The organism is Rheinheimera pacifica (genome assembly GCF_900108485.1).
GTDB classification, from domain to species: domain Bacteria; phylum Pseudomonadota; class Gammaproteobacteria; order Enterobacterales; family Alteromonadaceae; genus Alishewanella; species Alishewanella pacifica.
The window spans coordinates 189,145-206,642 of record NZ_FNXF01000005.1; the positions used below are offsets into that span (position 1 = coordinate 189,145).

Here is a 17,498-nt window from a genome sequence, read left to right on the forward strand (position 1 = left end):
GCTGATAACGCAGGAGATAAAAAACCAGCCTGGTGTAACCCATGGTTACACTGAGCACTTATCACCTGAAACCTGCTCAACCTGATGCGATGCGGGCTTTTTATAACATTTAAGGTAAACGTTTACCATAAAATTTTCGGCAAAACCCAGCGATATGAACGTAAATACATGAATAAAATAAAAATAAATGTACTGCATAATAAACCGGCCAGTCCCAACAGGCATAGAACACGGCCGAACAGGTAAACGCTTACCATGCATAGGGTAAAAATAACGCCTTAAAATATAAGGCCGTAGCGGCAATAAAAACCAGTTGCTAAAAGTGGCAATAAAAACTATTGCACGCAGTGCTTTTTTATTAGCTGCAATTTATGCCAATAAAAAACCCCGCGCTATAAAGCACGGGGTGTCAGATAAAAAGACAAAGGACAAGGATAGACGTAGTTTGGTGGGGACGTTCAGTTCGCGGTAGCGCTACCTGTTGGTAACGTATCGCTCACTCGCTCCCGGGAAGTTCCACCAACTCTTCCCAGGCTGCTTACTTTACCGACGCAACGAACTCAGGGTAGGCTTCAATTCCACACTCTGAGGCATCAACGCCTTCATACTCGGCTTCTTCGCTTACGCGGATGCCCAAAACCAGTTTAAGTACATACCAAACAATCAGGCTGCAACCGAATACCCAGACAAAAATGGTAGCCGCGCCGATCAGTTGGCCAGTGAAACTGCTGTCACTGTTAGTTAGCGGCACTAACAGTAAGCCATAAATACCTACAGTACCGTGCACAGAGATCGCACCTACCGGATCATCAATTTTTAGCTTATCTAGGCCGATAATAGATGCCACCACCAACACGCCACCAATAGCACCGAATAAGGTTGCCTGCAGTGCAGTTGGCGTGGATGGCTCAGCAGTGATAGCCACTAAACCTGCCAGAGCGCCGTTTAAAGCCATGGTTAAATCTGCTTTACGGAACAACACTACCGACAGAGCCAGCGCCGCTATAGCGCCTGCAGCAGCTGCAGCATTGGTGTTAAGAAATACTACGGCGACCGCATTAGCGTTGCTGATATCGCCCAGTTTTAGTACCGAGCCACCATTAAAACCAAACCAGCCCATCCACAGCACCAGAGTACCCAGTGTTGCCAGCGGCATATTGGCACCCGGAATGGCATTTACTTTACCGTCTTTGCTGTATTTGCCTTTACGCGCACCCAGCAATAATACCCCGGCAAGCGCGGCAGCAGCACCAGCCATATGCACTATGCCTGAACCGGCAAAGTCAGAGAAACCCAAATCACCTAAGGTGTATAAGCCAAATACCGCATTACCGCCCCAGGTCCATGAACCTTCCATTGGGTAGATAAAACCGGTCATTACTACCGCAAACGCCAAAAAAGCCCACAGTTTCATCCGTTCAGCCACAGCACCGGACACAATTGACATAGCAGTAGCAACAAACACTACCTGAAAGAAAAAGTCAGAGGCAGTAGAGTACACAGCTGCGCCAGTGAAGCCATCTTCACGTTCAGCAAAGCTGGTTAGCGTGGCGTCCACATCAACAGCGCCAATACCGCTTAAGAAAAACTCGCCGCCGTACATAAAGGCGTAACCGCACACCAGATACATAATGCAGGCAATAGAATACAACGCCACGTTCTTAGTCAGAATTTCAGTAGTGTTTTTTGCCCGTACCAGGCCAGCTTCCAGCATAGAGAAGCCCGCCGCCATCCACATTACCAATACCCCGCACATCAGGAAGTAAAAGGTGTCCATCGCATACTGTAAATGATAAATTTGCTCTTGCATGATAACAGCTCCTTATATGGCTTCAGCGTCAGACTCGCCGGTCCGAATACGCACTGCCTGCTCCAGGTCATAAACAAAAATTTTGCCGTCGCCGATACGGCCGGTGTAAGCGGCTTTCTGGATTGCTTCAATCAGGCGATCCACCTGATCGTCCAGCGTAGCAATTTCCAGTTTGACCTTAGGCAGGAAGTCGACCTGATACTCGGCACCACGATATAATTCGGTGTGCCCTTTCTGGCGGCCGAAACCTTTTACTTCTGTTACCGTTAAACCTTCTACCCCAATGTCAGCAATGGCTTCGCGTACATCGTCCAGTTTAAACGGCTTGATGATGGCACATACAAGCTTCATGGTGTTTTCCTTTTTACTTTTATAAGGCGATTGCACCTTATACAAGGAAACCTTGTGCCAATTTTATTTAATTATTAAATATCAACAAGTTAAACTAAAAACACTATTGCGGGCGAAAAAAAACGCACCAGAACGGTGCGTTTTTTCCCTGTCGCTGTGCAGTTTCAGCGCAGGCTCAGCCAGCCAGAAATTGCTGCCATTCGCGCAGCAGTTTTAGTAAATCTTCCAGTCCGCATTGTGTGCTCATGCCCTGCTCGTCCAACTGTAAATCATCATCGGCCAGTTTATCTTGTTGTCGCTGCGGCAACTGCTCTGTACCGGTGTAAAACAGCGTGTTATGGCTTAAGGTAACTTCGCCGTTTTCCACCTCCAGCAAAAACTCTTTGCCCTGATACTGCATACTCTGGTGTGGCTTAAGTGTGCCAAGTTGCTGCAACAAGGCGGTATAGGCTTCAGCCTGTTGGCCAAATTCGTCCAGCAAAAAGCGGCCTAATACCTCATGCTCGACTGAGAGTTTTATACTGAACTGCAGTGTATTGCGATCGTAGATAAAGTCGTATTCCATACATTTTGTCCATACGAAGAAATAGGCTGATGGTCATTTGCGTCGCTTTACCCTAGCAGGCTTGTATCCCCAATGGGGCGACACAGGGTGTCTGAGCGGACGCACCAGCGGGAGCGAGTTACTGTGGCGAGCCCAGTGGGTGGTGCAAGCCTGCTCACGCAAATAATCTATCAGTCTGTCGCTGATAAAATTGTAGCTGTTAGCTGCATATTAGCGAGCAGAAAAAAGGCCTGCAGTGGCAGGCCTTTAGCATTGCAGCGCTTATTACACTGCTTGCTGAATAATCACGTTATCCGCTTTTTTGGTGTATTGCGGCATACGGTGGAAATTCAGGTAACGGTAGGTATCGGCCGCGGTGGCATCAATTTGCTTCGCGTACTCCATATACTCGGCTACTGTTGGCAAGCGACCGATAATGGAGGCTACTGCTGCCAGCTCGGCTGAAGCTAAGTATACGTCGGCGCCCTGACCTAAACGGTTCGGGAAGTTACGCGTAGAGGTAGACACTACGGTTGAATTTTCAGCAACCCGTGCCTGGTTACCCATACACAGTGAACAGCCTGGCATTTCAGTGCGGGCACCTACTTTACCGAAAATGCTGTAATAGCCTTCTTCAGTTAACTGTGCCTGGTCCATCTTGGTTGGCGGCGCAATCCATAAACGGGTTGGCAGCTGGCCTTTGTATTTATCCAGCAGCTTACCGGCGGCACGGAAGTGGCCGATGTTGGTCATACAAGAACCGATAAACACTTCGTCGATCTTGTCGCCAGCCACATCAGACAGTAAGCGCGCATCATCCGGATCGTTTGGTGCACACAGTACCGGCTCTTTAATGTCAGCCAGGTCAATTTCGATAATTTCGCTGTACTCAGCATCAGCATCGGCCGACATCAGCTGTGGATCTTTCAGCCAGGCCTGCATCGCCTGAATACGACGCTCGATAGTGCGTACATCGCCGTAGCCTTCAGAAATCATCCATTTAAGCATCACAATGTTTGATTCCAGGTACTCAGCAATAGATGCATCTGACAGCTTGATGGTACAACCGGCAGCTGAACGCTCGGCAGACGCATCAGACAGTTCAAATGCCTGCTCTACGGTTAAGTTTGGTAAACCTTCGATTTCCAGAATACGGCCAGAGAAGATGTTCTTCTTGCCTTTCTTATCGACGGTCAACAAGCCTTTTTGAATGGCTACGTACGGAATGGCATGCACTAAGTCACGCAGCGTAATACCTGGCTGCATTTCGCCTTTAAAGCGCACCAGTACTGATTCCGGCATATCCAGTGGCATTACACCGGTAGCAGCAGCAAAAGCTACTAAGCCAGAACCGGCCGGGAAGGAAATACCAATCGGGAAACGGGTGTGCGAGTCGCCACCGGTACCTACGGTGTCCGGCAGTAACATACGGTTTAACCAGCTGTGGATAATACCATCACCCGGGCGCAGTGATACACCGCCACGGTTCATAATAAAGTCTGGCAGTGTGTGGTGCGTATCTACGTCAACCGGCTTCGGATAAGCAGCAGTGTGGCAGAACGACTGCATGGTTAAATCGGCAGAGAAGCCTAAACACGCTAAGTCTTTTAACTCATCACGCGTCATCGGGCCGGTAGTATCCTGCGAGCCTACTGTAGTCATACGTGGTTCACAGTAAGTGCCAGGGCGTACACCTTTTACGCCACAAGCTTTACCCACCATTTTCTGCGCCAGCGTAAAGCCTTTGCCTGAATCGGCTTTAGCTTGCGGACGACGGAATTTATCAGAGTGACCAAAGCCTAAAAATTCACGCGCGCGGTCGGTTAAACCACGGCCGATGATCAGTGGAATACGGCCACCGGCACGTACTTCGTCAATTAATACGTCAGTTGCAAGGCTGAATTCTGCCAGCACTTCATCAGTGCCATGACGGACAATTTTGCCTGCAAATGGCAGAATGTCGATCACATCGCCCATTTCCAGCTTAGACACATCAACTTCAATCGGCAGTGCGCCTGAGTCTTCCATAGTGTTAAAGAAGATTGGAGCAATTTTGCCACCCAGCACAAAACCACCGCCGCGCTTGTTTGGTACGAACGGGATATCATCACCCATAAACCACAGCACTGAGTTAGTGGCGGATTTACGTGATGAACCTGTACCTACAACGTCTCCAACATAAGCCAGTGGGAAGCCTTTTTTATTCAGCTCGTCTAATTGCTTAATCGGGCCAACCGTACCCGGCTGATCCGGGTTAATGCCTTCACGGGCGTTTTTCAGCATGGCTAAGGCATGCAGCGGAATATCCGGCCGTGACCAGGCATCCGGTGCCGGTGATAAGTCATCAGTGTTGGTTTCGCCAGACACTTTAAATACGGTAACAGTAATTTTTTCCGCTAAGGCTGGCTTGGCTTCAAACCACTCGGCATCAGCCCAGCTTTGCACCACTTGCTTAGCATGCACATTACCGGCATCGGCTTTCTCGGTGACATCATGGAAGGCATCGAAAATCAGTAAAGTGTGCGACAGCGCTTTAGCGGCAATCGGGGCTAACTTTTCGTTATCCAGCAGGCTGATTAACGGCTGAATATTGTAGCCGCCCATCATGGTGCCCAGCAGCTCTGTAGCATATTCGGCGCTGATCAGGCTGCTTGACGCTTCGCCGTTGGCCAGGGCTGCTAAAAAGCCGGCTTTAACATAAGCGGCTTCGTCTACGCCCGGTGGTACACGGTTTACCAGTAAATCAACTAAGGTGTCTTCTTCACCTTTTGGCGGGTTCTTTAACAGTTCAACTAAGGCGGCTACCTGCTCTGCATTGAGCGGTTTTGGCGGGATACCTTGCGCTGCGCGCTCGGCCACATGTTCGCGATATTGTTGTAGCACAGTATGATCCTCATGGTCGTTGCCGGCAGTCTTGCTACTGCGGCGTCATTTCACTGAAATGAATGGGCGTAATTATATGAAAATTCGGGCCAGATTGACATCAGGCCGTTAACCACCCTACTTATAGTGGGTATAAATTCTGTGAATATAAAACCGGATGTTATATATTCTTTATTATAGTGGTCAGACCTCACTATCTATGCCAGAGGTTGGAATCCCGAACTGGGCGCCACAGAGTGTCTGAGTGGGCGACAAATTCGTCAGGAACGAATTTGAACAGCTTCAGCTGGCCTCTGGTGTCGGGCAGGATAGACCGACATAGTTCTGTGGCGAGCCAGAGCGGGAATTGCAACCGGCGCGCTCAAGCCAAACACTACATCAAAAAAACAAAAAAGCTGAGCAGTCACCTACTCAGCCTGTGCAGTGTAGCAGAGATTTGTTACCAGATCTTAACGCGCTGTTCTGGCGGTAAATACATCTTATCGCCTTCTTTAATATCAAAGGCAGTATAAAACTGCGGAATATTCGGCAGTACACCAATAACCCGGTAATGCGCCGGCGAATGTGGCCCGGTGCTTAACTGACGGCGCAAGGCTTCTTCACGAAACTTAGTACGCCAAACCTGCGCCCAACTGATAAAGAAACGCTGGTCGCCGGTAAAGCCATCCATTACCGGAGCCTCTTTGCCTTCCAGTGACAAATGGTAAGCTTTTAACGCGACTGTCATCCCGCCTAAGTCACCAATATTTTCACCCAGTGCCACAGCACCGTTTACATTAACGCCCGGTAATGGCTCAAAACGGTTGTACTGGCCAATTAACTTAGCACCACGCGCCTGGAACTGGCCTTTGTCCTGCTCTGTCCACCAGTTACGTAAATTGCCGTTACCATCGTATTTAGCGCCCTGATCGTCAAAACCGTGGCCTATTTCATGGCCGATAACGCCGCCAATACCACCGTAGTTCACCGCGTCATCAGCCTCCATATTAAAGAATGGCGGTTGCAAAATAGCGGCCGGGAACACAATTTCGTTGTTTACCGGGTTGTAATAGGCATTTACCGTTTGCGGTGTCATAAACCACTCGCCTTTGTCAATGGGCTTGCCCAGCTTGTTAATCATATCGTCATACGCCCAGTGGCTGGCGCGCATAAAGTTACCGACTAAATCATCTGCTTTAATTTCCAGCGCTGAGTAATCTTTCCACTTATCCGGGTAACCAATTTTTGGCGTAAAGGTGCTGAGTTTTTCCAGCGCGGCAACTTTGGTTTCTTCGGTCATCCATTCCAGTTCTTTAATGGATATTTCGTAAGCTTTAATCAGGTTAGCAACCAGTTGTTCCATCCGCGCTTTGGCTTCAGGTTTAAAGTGGCGCTCTACATACAGCTTACCGGTCAGCTCGCCCAACACCTGATCCGAGGCATCTACCGCGCGTTTCCAGCGTGGTTGCTGTTGCTCAATGCCACTTAAGGTAGTGCCGAAAAAGGCAAACTTGCGCTCGGCAAAGTTACTGCTTAATTTATCGGCATAGCCATTAATGGCTTTGATGCTTAAATAATCCTGCCAGCTTTGCAGATCAGTGTCTGCCAGCACTTTGCTAAAACCTTCAAAGTACGACGGCTGGCTGACAATAATATCTGTAACCGTGCTTAACTTAGCGCCATTGGCAAACGCAGCCCAATCAAAGCTGCCCATGCTGCTGTTAAGCTCAGTGACAGACATTTTGTTATAGGTTTTGTCGGCATTACGGCTTTCCAGCCGGGTCCAGTGGTGCTCTGCCAGCGCTTTTTCCAGCGCGTAAACCCGCTCTGCTGCCGCTGCAGCATCGGTGTTGCCTGCCAGGGTAAACATGTCGGTTAAGTACACTTTGTACTGGTTAATAATATTTACTGAGGCTGCATCATCTTTAAAATAGTAGTCACGGTCTGGCAGGCCTAAACCGCCCTGGCCCAGATATACCGCATACTCGGAAGAGTTTTTTGCGTCGTTATTAACATACCAGCCAAACGGAATGGCCACACCATCGCGCTGCAAGCTGGCAAATAACGGCGCCAGTTGCGCCTTGTCGCTAACGGCTTTAATAGCATCCAGTTGCGGTGCCAGCGGGCTTAAACCCAGTTTTTCAATAGTGGCTTCATCCATAAAGCTGTTGTAGAAACTGCCCAGCTTCTGCTCATCAGAGCCGGCTTTTAAATCGCTACGGGCCGACACTTCATCAATAATGGCCTTAACTGCCTGCTGTGAATTGTCGTTCAGAATGTGGAAGGAGCCGTAAGAGGCTTTATCGGCAGGGATCGGCGTTTCAGCCAGCCATTTGCCGTTAATGGCCAGGAAGAAGTCTTCACTGAATTTTACCGCCGGGTCAAAATATTGCTGATCAATGCCCGATACCAGCGCTGTTTTAGCTTCAACAACTGCCGCAGCCGGGATTTGAGTTTGGGTTTGAGTAGAGTCCTGTTTGTTACACGCCGTAAGGCCAAGCGCCAGCGCCACAGAGGCGGCGGCTAAAGTAAGTTTCTTCATTGTTGTTATCCTGATGGGGTTACTTATTATTACGCCGCTTTATACTACTCCGTTGTATAACTGATGCCAAACCGCCGCTGCTACGAAGTTGTAACAAGTTATAAAAACGCTATGATGCTAGCCAATAAACCATCTGAGAGAACAACAGCATGGACAAATTGCAACACGCTAACCAACTCCTGCAATGGCGCGAGCAGCGTCAGCTTAGCGCTGAACAGTTGCAGCAGGCCAGCGGCCAGTTTCCGCTGCAGCCAGCTACAGGCCTGTGGCTGGCACAAGCTAACCTTATTTTGTTATTTGGCACTGTGGTACTGCTGGGCGCGGCGCTAATTTTTTTCCTCGCGCATAACTGGCCGTTTATGCATTACTTTACTAAGTTTGCCCTGGCCGCCGGTGCGCTGGCGCTATCAGGCGTTATTGCTATACGCAGCGTACCTGCCAGCCTGGTGCAGCGTGCGGCGTTATTAGCTGCTGCCATACTGACAGGTGCCTTACTGGCATTGATTGGCCAGACTTATCAAACCGGTGCAGATATCTGGCAGCTATTTGCCGGTTGGGCTGCGCTTATTACGCCGCTGGTGCTGCTATCTAAAAGCCGGGCCTGTTATTTACTCTGGTTTGTGGTGCTGGAACTTGCGCTTGGCCGCTATCTGAGCACTCAGTCTGAGTTTTTCTGGCTGCTGGCAAGCCCGCCAATGATACTCAATCTGGCGCTGGCCAATCTGGTAATACTGGCATTTGCCGAATTTGCCCTGCCCCGGCTAGGGGTTAAAGCCAATCAAACGCTGGTTCGTCTTGCAGCGCTGATACTAATAGCCCCGTTAACGTACGGTGCAGGTATCGGCACCTGGGACAACAGCTATCAGCCTAACTTGCTGGTGTATCTGCCACTCACCGCCGTGCTGACGCTGTGGTACTGGCGCCAGCGCCGTGATGTGCTGATCCTGGCTTTACTGGCCTTTAGCGCAATTACCGTGGCAACCTCAATGCTGGCAAGCCTGCTGGAACATGCTGATGACTTTTTTGCCATGAACTTGTTAGCACTGTTTGTGATTGGCAGCAGCGTTGCTGCTGTTATCTGGCTGAAAAAGCTCCAACAAACCGTAGTAGGGAAAACAACATGAGCAACCATACGGCACTGAGTACCCAACTGCAGCACACCGGTATTATTGATGCCGCTAAAGCGCAGCAATTACAGACAGCAGCCAGCCCCTGGTGGCTGCAGATTTTGCTTGGCATTGCCGCCTGGATTGCGTCTGTTCTGATCATCGGCTCTTTTTTAGGCCCGTTACTGGCACTGGCCGATAATAACCCGGTGCGCACTGTGGCCGCCGTTGCATTGCTGGCTGCAGCAATCTGGCTGACAACCCGCAAGCAAGAGTTTTTACAGCAAATGGCGGTGGCCATTGCGCTGGCCGGCCAGGGGTTGCTGGTATACGTTATCTATGATGTGTCGGGTTCAAACGATGAAACCGCGCGCTATGCCTGTGCGGTGATCGCCATCTTGCTGCTGTTAAGCCCGTTAAACCAACTGCATCAGCGCGCCAGCCTTAGCATAGCGTTGTTATGTCTGTTATCGCTGGTAAGTTCCGCCCCGCTGCTTGCGGTTGTCAGCAGCCTGCTGGCTATTGTCGCCGCACTGTTATGGTGCAGTCGGCTAAAATGGGCCGGCTTTGCTCAGGCAGCTACCATTAAAAGCCTGCTGGAAGTGATAACTTTGGCAGCGCTGGCACTAACGTTGTTCGGCCAATGCTTATTGTGGCTGGACACCGGTTACTGGCTGGACAACAGGCTGGATATGGCCCGAGCCCTGTATAGCGCACTTGGCAGTGTATTATTAATTTCAACCGTATTTTGGCTAAGCCGGCTGGCAACAGTACCCAGCCGTCTGGCACTGCTTACTATCGCCGTGGTGCTATGTATTTTGCTGTACCCTGCATCCGGTTTACTGGTGAGCACAGCACTGATGCTGGCGTGTTTTTATGGCTGCAGCAGAAACTGGTATGCGTTATGTCTGCTTAGCATGCTGTTGGCCATCAGCCAGTTTTACTACAGTTTAGAGCTTAATTTATTACATAAATCCGGTATTTTAGCCCTTAGCGGTGTAACGCTGCTGGCAGCCTGGTTATTGTTGCAGCGCTATCAGCGGAGACTTGTATGAGCATTACACTACAACGCCGGGCTATTGCGGCCGCTTTGCTACTCATTCTTGCCGCAGCAGGTTTTGCTATCTGGCAGTTTGAGCAAACATTAAACACCGGCCGGGTGGTCAATATTGCGCTGGCACCGCTGGACCCACGCTCAATTATGCAGGGCGATTATATGGCACTGGCCTACGCCATTGACCGCGAATTACCCGAAGATGCCGCGCAATATAAATACGCCTGGTTAAGTATCGATGCCGAACAACGGGCCAGTTTGCACAGCCTGAGTAATAACCTGCCGCAAGACCCACAGCTGGTTGCAGTATTGCTGCGCTGGCGCGACGGTATTATCAGTGTTGGCCCTAATGCGTTCTTTTTTGCTGAAGGTACAGGCGCACTGTATGAACAAGCACCTTATGGCCAGTTTCGGGTAGATGCCAGCGGCAAGGCGCTGCTGGTAGGCCTATTGGATGAAAATTTGCAGTTATTGAGAGAAAATAACCGCTGAACCTACACTAAGCGAGAACCGGATTACCCTAAGCCAACCGTTGCAGACCAGGACGGTCGAATCGAGCCTACAGGGACGTATTTACGGCGTGTTGGTGTGGGTAAACCGGTTCGACGTGCTTCAGACTTTTTAACCTTTGCACTGATAACAGCCCGGACTGCGCGGGCAGCTGTTACCGCGGGCGCAAATAAGCTGCACCGGCTTTTGTAAGCTGCGTGCCACCCAATTAATATTCAGAATATTCGCCACACTGGTCAGCGCGGTTTGAATACCTTTCGGTACCTTAGCACCTCCGCTGCTGCCAACGCACAGCTGTTTTAACTCAGCCGCCATCGTATCGGCATCAACGCCTTGTGCCAGCAAAGCCGGGTTTAAATCAATACCGGCACACAACACATGCGTATTACCTGCCAAATCGCTTACTTTAGTTGACTCGCAACAGTAAATACGCGGTGCACCGTTTACATCCAGCAACGACAACTGCGCGCTGCTGGCTACGCCTTCAACATCAAACATCCGAAACACTGCCCAGTGCTGGCAGGGGTCTTCTACCTGCCGCATATTGCCCCACGGCAGCGGTATACCATTGCCACGATACACCGCTTTAAGTTTACCCGGCGTGTAGGCATCAAAATAATGCCAATGTGTATAGGGCGATACCGCCGTCATACGGCGCATAGCTACTGAAGCCGATACGCCGGCTTGCTGATGGGTGCTGATCTCATAACCGTGACGGTCCAGCAACTGGCGAAACGGTAACTTAGGGCAAAGTAAAGCACCGGCAAAAAAGCTCGATTCAAAATCACGCCAGGCATGCAAAATATCCTGCGGCTGCACGGCGGTAGAGCTGGACAGCTCGTCGTCATGCGCGCCGCCCACTGTCATGCTGCTTTTCACGCCATCTTTGTTGTGCAGCACGGCATGGCCAATATGCACTGCCAGCTCATACTTTAACCGCGTAGGAAATTGTTGTAGCAAGCTGTTTAAGTGCAAGGTATTGGGCGGGGTAAAAAACGACGTAGAGACATTTTTTGACAATACGCCCAGCTCATCCAGCAACTCTTTAGGTGTTTCGTCATACCAGCTTATTTGCAGCCCAAGCTGTTTTACAATCGCCAGCAATTCGTCCACGCCAAGCGGCATCCGTTTTTGGCCAACGTCTTCGGCCGCACGCTCCAGCTCGGGGAAATGGTTTTGATGATGCTCCTGATGCGCACGGATCAGCAACTGGGCAAATTGTTTGCCACTGGTACCAGTTTGCGACAGCATCTCCGGAATGGCAATTTGTAAAATATCGTTGGAAAACAAAAAGCCCGGCTCCAGCGCCATACCACTGATCCCGCCACGGCTGCCTTTTTGTGGCGTTAAATCCTGGCCGTCGTCTTCACCATCAAGAAACCAGTCGATGTCTTTTTGAAATACTTCGGCTATCACTTCAAGCATTTCAATGCCGGGCACCCGCTTACCGCGTTCAATCATTGACAGGTAAGACACCGAGGGCGCCTGTTCCGCGTTCACCCGGATACAGCGGGTGGACAAATCTTCCATAGTTAAGTTATTGCGTTTTCTCAGATTTCTGATCTTGGTTCCGAGAAAATGCGACTTTCTGAGCAGGCTTTTGTTTGCTTTCATTTTGTAAAATTCACACTGTAAAATTTTTATTGTGAAATTATGCTGATTTTTAGCCTAGACTAGTTTTTAACCGATAGCAACTGGTCCGCGTTCTGACAAACGCGACAGAGGTGACGGTCCGGAATCCTGATAGCGCAGCCACAGAGTGTCTGAGCGAACGCGTAAGCGGCAGCGAGTTGCTGTGGCGAGCACAGCAGGAATTGCGGACCAAAGCTTTACACAATTACCGGCAACAAGAGCTGACAAGAGACGAGGATGACATTATGACTACACTGGCCCAACACCACAGCACTCCATCACCAAGCCATACCGCCTGGATGGCGACTGAACTAAGCGTGATTAACGAGCTGAACCAGCGCCATGTCAAACAGGTAATGGATTACTCCAAAGGCTTTTTAGACAAAACCTTTCCACTGCAGCAAGGCTCGCATAAAGATGTATGCAGTTACGTAGTGTACTACCAGCAGTTGCTGGCATTTTTTGCCGACGGCAGCACCAGCGGTTTGCAAACCCCGGCACAGTTTGTTGCGTTAAGCGGCCACCGTGAAGCGCCCTGCTCTATCGTGCTGAACAATAACGGCCGCCACGTCGAGCTTATTTTAAACCGTAGCGGCATTAACGGCAGTCAGGATAAAGCCAGCATTGACGACATTCAGCTGCAAACCTCTGAGCCGGATTGCGTCTGGTTTAGCATGGTAACCGGCCGCCAGGTTAGCTGCGCCCACAAAGGTAATAAGCAGTTTACCTGCAAAGACGGCCAGCCATATTCACTGGTATAAATGGAGTTTTAAGATCGCGCCAATACATAACACTTCGGCGATGATTAACAAGATCGCCGAAGTGTGTTGTTATTTTCATTAAAGTTTTCCGGGCAGCAGCCGATACAGGGGCACCAATACGTTAAGCCGCCTGCCTTTTATGCAAATTAATACTCTGCAACCCCAGACTGTTAGCCTAAAACTGAACCTGCCGGAACAAACTGCAGCCGCTGCCACCGGCACAGCTAGCAATAACAACACTATGCCGGGTGCTTATGTCAGCTTGTCAGAGCTGGGCAAAACCAAAGCCAAACAAGCAGAGCAAAATAAAGATATTGATGACAGCAACCTGCCGGATACTATTAAGCAGATATTAAAAACTATTCGCGATCTTAAGCAGCAAATTGCCGATAAGCAGGCCGAAATAGATAAAGCTAAACAGGATGGGCAGCAATCCGAACAACAGCGGGAAAAACTGAAACTATTGCAAACTGAGCTGAGCATGCTGAACAGCGCCCTTGGCAGCGCTCAACAGAGCCTGAATAAAGCTATGCAGCAGCAAGATCTAAGCGATGAACAAATACAAACTGCTTTATCGCTGATGTTGTAACACTGCATAACTTAGCTACACTGCAGCCCATGACGTAAAGCAAGTGATGCCAATAAACCCAACACGCAATAATTGAGCTTTAACGATGCAAGATTTGATTTACCTGCGCCATTATCCCGACACACTACAACAGCAGGTACGGCAATTGCTGGCAGAAGACCAGTTAGGTAACACCCTGCAGCGCCGCTACCCGAACCAAAGCCACAGCGTGCAAACCGACAAAGCCCTGTACGAATTTACCCAGGAGCTAAAACGGCAATGGCTGCGCAGCAGCGAACCGGTTAGCAAAGTAATATTTGATCCCAAAATTCATATTATTAATAACGCTCTGGGTACCCATACCCAAATTAGCCGGGTGCAGGGCGGCAAACTTAAAAGCAAAAATGAGATCAGGGTAGCGGCGTTACTCAAGCAGCTACCACTACCGCTGCTGCAAATGGTAGTGGTACACGAGTTGGCGCACTTACGCGAAAAAGACCACAACAAAGCCTTTTATAAACTTTGCCAGCATATGCAGCCAGACTATCACCAGTTGGAGCTGGATTTACGCCTGTACCTCACCTTATTTGAACAGCGCGGTGAAAGCAGCGTATAAGCCTGGCGGCCATACAGTTTATTTGAATAAAAACCACAGCCAGACACCAGCCAGCACCAGTAAAACCGCGCCAATCTGCCGTGAATAGCGCTTCCACAGCTTTAGTGCTGCGTCACCGGCAACATTCACCAGTAGCACCAGGCCAAAATACCTTACCGAGCGCGACAGCGTAACTGCAAGTAAAAACAGCAGGAATGAATAGCCTGTAGCACCGGCAGCCAGCATTGCAATTTGCAGAGGCGTAGGCGTTACGCCTACCGCCAATACCGACATAAAGCCGTTATTATGTATTTCCTCGGCAAAGCTGTCATAAGCCTGTGCCCCGCCAAACAGGCTGATCAAGGTATCACCCCATTGCTCCATCGCCAGCGCACCCAGCCAATATCCCAGCGCTGCCGCAGTGATATTGCCAGCCAGTGCCACACTGGCAATGCTCCAGCGCCGCCGTTTCTGGCTTAGCATCCATGGAATTAAAATGGCCTCTATCGGTATCGGTATCACCAGCGTTTCCATCATCGACAGCACAAATAACAGCGGTAACGCATAGGCAGACCGGTCCAGGCGGTCCAGCCAGGTTTGGGCCGATAATTCTTTAGAATCGAGCATCGTGTTAAAAATCCTTATAAGCCAGTTTTTTACATATGGTAGAAACAGGTGGCAACGCAGACAACATAACCTAGTACAACCCTAAGCATGATCGCGGCTAAACTGTGGCGCGGCCAACGTGCAGGTATTTCTTACCTGCACGTTATAACACTTAACACTTAGCTTCAATTTGGTTGCAATCAATTACACTTAGTACTCTGTATGGGCGCTAACATCTTAGCTAAACCACTGCTGAGAAATAGCATGATGAAAATTAGCACCTTCCCCCTGCTCGCTGGCAGCCTGTTGCTACTAACCGGCTGCGATATTGAATACGGCACCTTGCCGGAACATTATTATGATTTTCGCCATGACGCTCACCAGTGGCAGCCGGGCTTTTCTGACTACCCCCGCGACAACGCCGATATTTATCAGCTTGAAAGCGGCATGCGTGACCTGCCGACAGGCTTTTCCGGCAAAGGCTTGTATCTGGCCGGCATGAACCGCAGCGACGATTTGTTTATGTACATTAAAAAGCAGATAACCGGGTTACAGCCCTCCACCCGTTATCAGCTATCGGTTTCAGTGCGCTTTTTAACCAATGCCGGCGCAGATTGCATGGGGGTCGGCGGTGCACCGGGTGAGTCGGTATACTTAAAGTTTGGTTACGCCGCTACAGAGCCGAAGCAAGCCGGTTACTATTTAAATGCCGATAAAGGCAACCAAAGCCAGGACGGTACCCAAGCCCGTGTCATCGGCAACGTTGCCGCCCCTGGTATAAGTTGCGACGGCCAAAACTTTGCCAGCAAAACCGTTAGCGGTGGCGGCAATACACCGCTGCAGTTTACCAGTAACGCCGATGGCACTATCTGGGTGTTTATCGGCACAGACTCAGGCTATGAAGGCCTAACCCGGCTGTATTATCAGGAGCTGGAACTACGTATTGGGCCGCGTTAATCATTAACAGGCTAAACAGCCTGCTTTAAAACGGCACGAATACCTGCACATTGCCGCCACCAAACTGTAAATTGTGCAGTTTAACAGTAGGGTTAATTGTCAGATAAGCGCCGGTTAATTCACTTAGCTGCCACACTACATTTGGGCTTATTTTTGCAAGCCAACCATTGTCTTTAAGCGGTTCATCACTATGGCGGCGTAGTTCGCTACGCACGTTGGCATAACCGGTATATAGCGTAGGACGCCATAGCCAGTTTTCGCTGATTGGCCGTTCAGTTCTGACATAAGCAAAAGCTTCGCGCCGATATTCCGCCGCAGTGCGCTCCGGGCTGGCCCGGCTGTCTTGCTCGGTTAAACGGTTTGCCTGTAAACCAAAGCTAAGCGAGTCTGCCGCGGGTGCCTGCTGCCATTCGGCATTTAATTGCTGAAATCGTCTTACCAGCAACCAGTCTGTCGGCTGGGGGGCAGTTAGCAAAGTACTGGCACTACGCCGGCCATACAGCCCCTGAGCCTGCACCAGCACCCGGGCACCTTGTAGCAATTCCTGCTGCCAGTTCACACCGGCGGAGTATTGTTTGTCGGTAAATAATTGCTGCGCCTGTTGGTCGTTAAAACGCGTCGTTAAATTAACATTAGCAAAGGCGGCAAGCTGTTGTCTGCCTATGGTCTTAGCCCCGGCCAGATAAAGCGTTACCGGGGTTTGCTCATAGCGGTTATCGCTGTAGGTTTTACTATTATAAAATACATCAGCCAGCACTACCGCAGCGGTGGCATAACTGCCGTCATCATAAGCGCGGTGGGTTTCAAACTGCAGATCCATCTCCTCTTTGGCACCACTTACATCGCCCCATACACCCAATTCCCACTGCTGATCAGCCTGATAACCAACGCCGAACAGGGTTCTGTCATAGCGGCCATCCAGATCTTCTGAGCGTTTATGCCTGAAGCCGGCAAACACCGGCGCATCAAAGCTGAGTTTTTGCTGCATCAGCGAATGCACATAGAACTCTTTGCCTCTGCTGCTGCCGCCGCTACCATACCAGCCATTTTGCTGCCATAAAGGGCTGGCGGTTTGTATTGGCTGCTCAGTAAAACTAAGCCGTTGCAAAAAACTTTCTATATTGTAATCAAACTGGCGGCTCTCTAACCGTTCCAGCCGAAATGGCTCAGGGCCATGCCAGCCGTTGCTGGCCTGCAAGGACGTCGCGGTGAGTAGCAGGGTTATACCAAAGCAGATACTGCGAGTGTAAAACATAGCTCTTCCATAATAAAAAGTTGTGCAGTATATGTAGTATGGACTTAACCGGTTATGAACCAAAATGCTAACTGCCCGGGAGGCTTTATGCTTAAGTGCGACTTGCACGATTATATTGAAATTGTTTGCCTGTACCATTACCCGCTACAGCTGACACTAAGCTCGGGTGCTGTGCTTACCGGCACTGCCGTAACCACCCGCTATAACGACCAGCGGCAGGAATGCTTGGTAATTAAGCAAAACGCTAGCGAGCAGCTGGTGGTTCTTGATGATATTGCGCTGCTAGAGGTAACGGTAGCCAACCCACATTTGCAGCAAGTCCGGTTTAAATAGCTTATTGTTTGT

Annotated in this window: 16 protein-coding genes; 8 read left to right on the forward strand and 8 right to left on the reverse strand. The window is 50.0% G+C overall.

The genetic code is table 11. The features are described from left to right. Positions 1-538 precede the first annotated feature (538 nt). The 5 genes from BLW68_RS09005 to BLW68_RS09025 form a co-directional block, all read right to left on the reverse strand. Complete coding sequence (locus BLW68_RS09005; RefSeq protein WP_092792486.1) at positions 539-1,810, reverse strand: ammonium transporter; 1,272 nt, start codon at positions 1,808-1,810, stop codon at positions 539-541. A gap of 12 nt (positions 1,811-1,822) precedes the next feature. Further along, positions 1,823-2,161 (reverse strand): P-II family nitrogen regulator, encoded by a 339-nt coding sequence (gene glnK, locus BLW68_RS09010; RefSeq protein WP_027672351.1) that lies wholly within the window; start codon positions 2,159-2,161, stop codon positions 1,823-1,825. A gap of 175 nt (positions 2,162-2,336) precedes the next feature. Further along, positions 2,337-2,726, reverse strand: coding sequence for a YacL family protein (locus tag BLW68_RS09015; protein ID WP_092792488.1), 390 nt, complete (start codon positions 2,724-2,726; stop codon positions 2,337-2,339). A gap of 264 nt (positions 2,727-2,990) precedes the next feature. Further along, positions 2,991-5,588 carry a bifunctional aconitate hydratase 2/2-methylisocitrate dehydratase gene (gene acnB / locus BLW68_RS09020; RefSeq protein WP_092792490.1) on the reverse strand — a complete coding sequence of 866 codons (2,598 nt, stop codon included), beginning with the start codon at positions 5,586-5,588 and terminating at the stop codon, positions 2,991-2,993. A 439-nt stretch (positions 5,589-6,027) separates the two neighbouring features. Continuing rightward, positions 6,028-8,109 carry a M13 family metallopeptidase gene (locus BLW68_RS09025; protein ID WP_092792492.1) on the reverse strand — a complete coding sequence of 694 codons (2,082 nt, stop codon included), beginning with the start codon at positions 8,107-8,109 and terminating at the stop codon, positions 6,028-6,030. Between the two features lie 149 nt (positions 8,110-8,258). Between BLW68_RS09025 and BLW68_RS09030 the strand changes: the two genes are divergently transcribed. Genes BLW68_RS09030 through BLW68_RS09040 form a run of 3 tightly spaced genes read left to right on the forward strand, consistent with a single transcriptional unit; the run spans position 8,259 to position 10,761 of the window. Continuing rightward, positions 8,259-9,233 carry a DUF2157 domain-containing protein gene (locus tag BLW68_RS09030; protein ID WP_092792494.1) on the forward strand — a complete coding sequence of 325 codons (975 nt, stop codon included), beginning with the start codon at positions 8,259-8,261 and terminating at the stop codon, positions 9,231-9,233. After that, entirely contained in the window at positions 9,230-10,270 is a 1,041-nt protein-coding gene (locus tag BLW68_RS09035) for a DUF4401 domain-containing protein (protein WP_092792496.1), read from the forward strand. The genes BLW68_RS09030 and BLW68_RS09035 overlap by 4 nt, the downstream gene beginning before the upstream one ends. Beyond that, positions 10,267-10,761, forward strand: a complete 495-nt coding sequence (locus BLW68_RS09040; protein WP_092792498.1) for a GDYXXLXY domain-containing protein — start codon at positions 10,267-10,269, stop codon at positions 10,759-10,761. The genes BLW68_RS09035 and BLW68_RS09040 overlap by 4 nt, the downstream gene beginning before the upstream one ends. A gap of 129 nt (positions 10,762-10,890) precedes the next feature. On the opposite strand, the gene BLW68_RS09045 is transcribed toward BLW68_RS09040, so the two are convergent. After that, on the reverse strand, positions 10,891-12,393 hold the full coding sequence (locus BLW68_RS09045; protein ID WP_092792500.1) for a DUF3612 domain-containing protein: 1,503 nt from the start codon (positions 12,391-12,393) through the stop codon (positions 10,891-10,893). A 263-nt stretch (positions 12,394-12,656) separates the two neighbouring features. Between BLW68_RS09045 and BLW68_RS09050 the strand changes: the two genes are divergently transcribed. The 3 genes from BLW68_RS09050 (at position 12,657) to BLW68_RS09060 (ending at position 14,356) form a co-directional block, all read left to right on the forward strand. Continuing rightward, complete coding sequence (locus tag BLW68_RS09050; protein ID WP_143039938.1) at positions 12,657-13,172, forward strand: aldolase/citrate lyase/malate synthase family protein; 516 nt, start codon at positions 12,657-12,659, stop codon at positions 13,170-13,172. A 139-nt stretch (positions 13,173-13,311) separates the two neighbouring features. Beyond that, positions 13,312-13,761 carry a hypothetical protein gene (locus tag BLW68_RS09055; protein ID WP_092792502.1) on the forward strand — a complete coding sequence of 150 codons (450 nt, stop codon included), beginning with the start codon at positions 13,312-13,314 and terminating at the stop codon, positions 13,759-13,761. Between the two features lie 85 nt (positions 13,762-13,846). Continuing rightward, positions 13,847-14,356 (forward strand): M48 metallopeptidase family protein, encoded by a 510-nt coding sequence (locus BLW68_RS09060; protein WP_092792504.1) that lies wholly within the window; start codon positions 13,847-13,849, stop codon positions 14,354-14,356. A gap of 18 nt (positions 14,357-14,374) precedes the next feature. Here the strand turns inward: BLW68_RS09060 and BLW68_RS09065 are convergent, their stop codons facing one another. Further along, positions 14,375-14,962, reverse strand: coding sequence for a YqaA family protein (locus BLW68_RS09065; protein ID WP_092792506.1), 588 nt, complete (start codon positions 14,960-14,962; stop codon positions 14,375-14,377). A 243-nt stretch (positions 14,963-15,205) separates the two neighbouring features. On the opposite strand from BLW68_RS09065, the gene BLW68_RS09070 reads away from it, so the two are divergent. Beyond that, positions 15,206-15,898, forward strand: coding sequence for a hypothetical protein (locus BLW68_RS09070; RefSeq protein ID WP_092792651.1), 693 nt, complete (start codon positions 15,206-15,208; stop codon positions 15,896-15,898). Between the two features lie 25 nt (positions 15,899-15,923). Here BLW68_RS09070 and BLW68_RS09075 read toward each other — a convergent pair whose 3' ends face one another. After that, entirely contained in the window at positions 15,924-17,153 is a 1,230-nt protein-coding gene (locus tag BLW68_RS09075; RefSeq protein WP_092792508.1) for a hypothetical protein, read from the reverse strand. An 87-nt stretch (positions 17,154-17,240) separates the two neighbouring features. Between BLW68_RS09075 and BLW68_RS09080 the strand changes: the two genes are divergently transcribed. Further along, positions 17,241-17,486, forward strand: a complete 246-nt coding sequence (locus BLW68_RS09080; protein ID WP_092792652.1) for a Rho-binding antiterminator — start codon at positions 17,241-17,243, stop codon at positions 17,484-17,486. Positions 17,487-17,498 lie beyond the last annotated feature (12 nt).

What these genes read in the sequence shown, in the direction of transcription:
- BLW68_RS09005 (WP_092792486.1), bottom strand. Translation starts at nt 1,810, where the DNA reads ATGCAAGAGCAAATTTATCATTTACAGTATGCGATGGACACCTTTTAC.
- glnK (WP_027672351.1), bottom strand. Translation starts at nt 2,161, where the DNA reads ATGAAGCTTGTATGTGCCATCATCAAGCCGTTTAAACTGGACGATGTA.
- BLW68_RS09015 (WP_092792488.1), bottom strand. Translation starts at nt 2,726, where the DNA reads ATGGAATACGACTTTATCTACGATCGCAATACACTGCAGTTCAGTATA.
- BLW68_RS09025 (WP_092792492.1), bottom strand. Translation starts at nt 8,109, where the DNA reads ATGAAGAAACTTACTTTAGCCGCCGCCTCTGTGGCGCTGGCGCTTGGC.
- BLW68_RS09030 (WP_092792494.1), top strand. Translation starts at nt 8,259, where the DNA reads ATGGACAAATTGCAACACGCTAACCAACTCCTGCAATGGCGCGAGCAG.
- BLW68_RS09035 (WP_092792496.1), top strand. Translation starts at nt 9,230, where the DNA reads ATGAGCAACCATACGGCACTGAGTACCCAACTGCAGCACACCGGTATT.
- BLW68_RS09040 (WP_092792498.1), top strand. Translation starts at nt 10,267, where the DNA reads ATGAGCATTACACTACAACGCCGGGCTATTGCGGCCGCTTTGCTACTC.
- BLW68_RS09045 (WP_092792500.1), bottom strand. Translation starts at nt 12,393, where the DNA reads ATGAAAGCAAACAAAAGCCTGCTCAGAAAGTCGCATTTTCTCGGAACC.
- BLW68_RS09050 (WP_143039938.1), top strand. Translation starts at nt 12,657, where the DNA reads ATGACTACACTGGCCCAACACCACAGCACTCCATCACCAAGCCATACC.
- BLW68_RS09055 (WP_092792502.1), top strand. Translation starts at nt 13,312, where the DNA reads ATGCAAATTAATACTCTGCAACCCCAGACTGTTAGCCTAAAACTGAAC.
- BLW68_RS09060 (WP_092792504.1), top strand. Translation starts at nt 13,847, where the DNA reads ATGCAAGATTTGATTTACCTGCGCCATTATCCCGACACACTACAACAG.
- BLW68_RS09065 (WP_092792506.1), bottom strand. Translation starts at nt 14,962, where the DNA reads ATGCTCGATTCTAAAGAATTATCGGCCCAAACCTGGCTGGACCGCCTG.
- BLW68_RS09070 (WP_092792651.1), top strand. Translation starts at nt 15,206, where the DNA reads ATGATGAAAATTAGCACCTTCCCCCTGCTCGCTGGCAGCCTGTTGCTA.
- BLW68_RS09075 (WP_092792508.1), bottom strand. Translation starts at nt 17,153, where the DNA reads ATGTTTTACACTCGCAGTATCTGCTTTGGTATAACCCTGCTACTCACC.
- BLW68_RS09080 (WP_092792652.1), top strand. Translation starts at nt 17,241, where the DNA reads ATGCTTAAGTGCGACTTGCACGATTATATTGAAATTGTTTGCCTGTAC.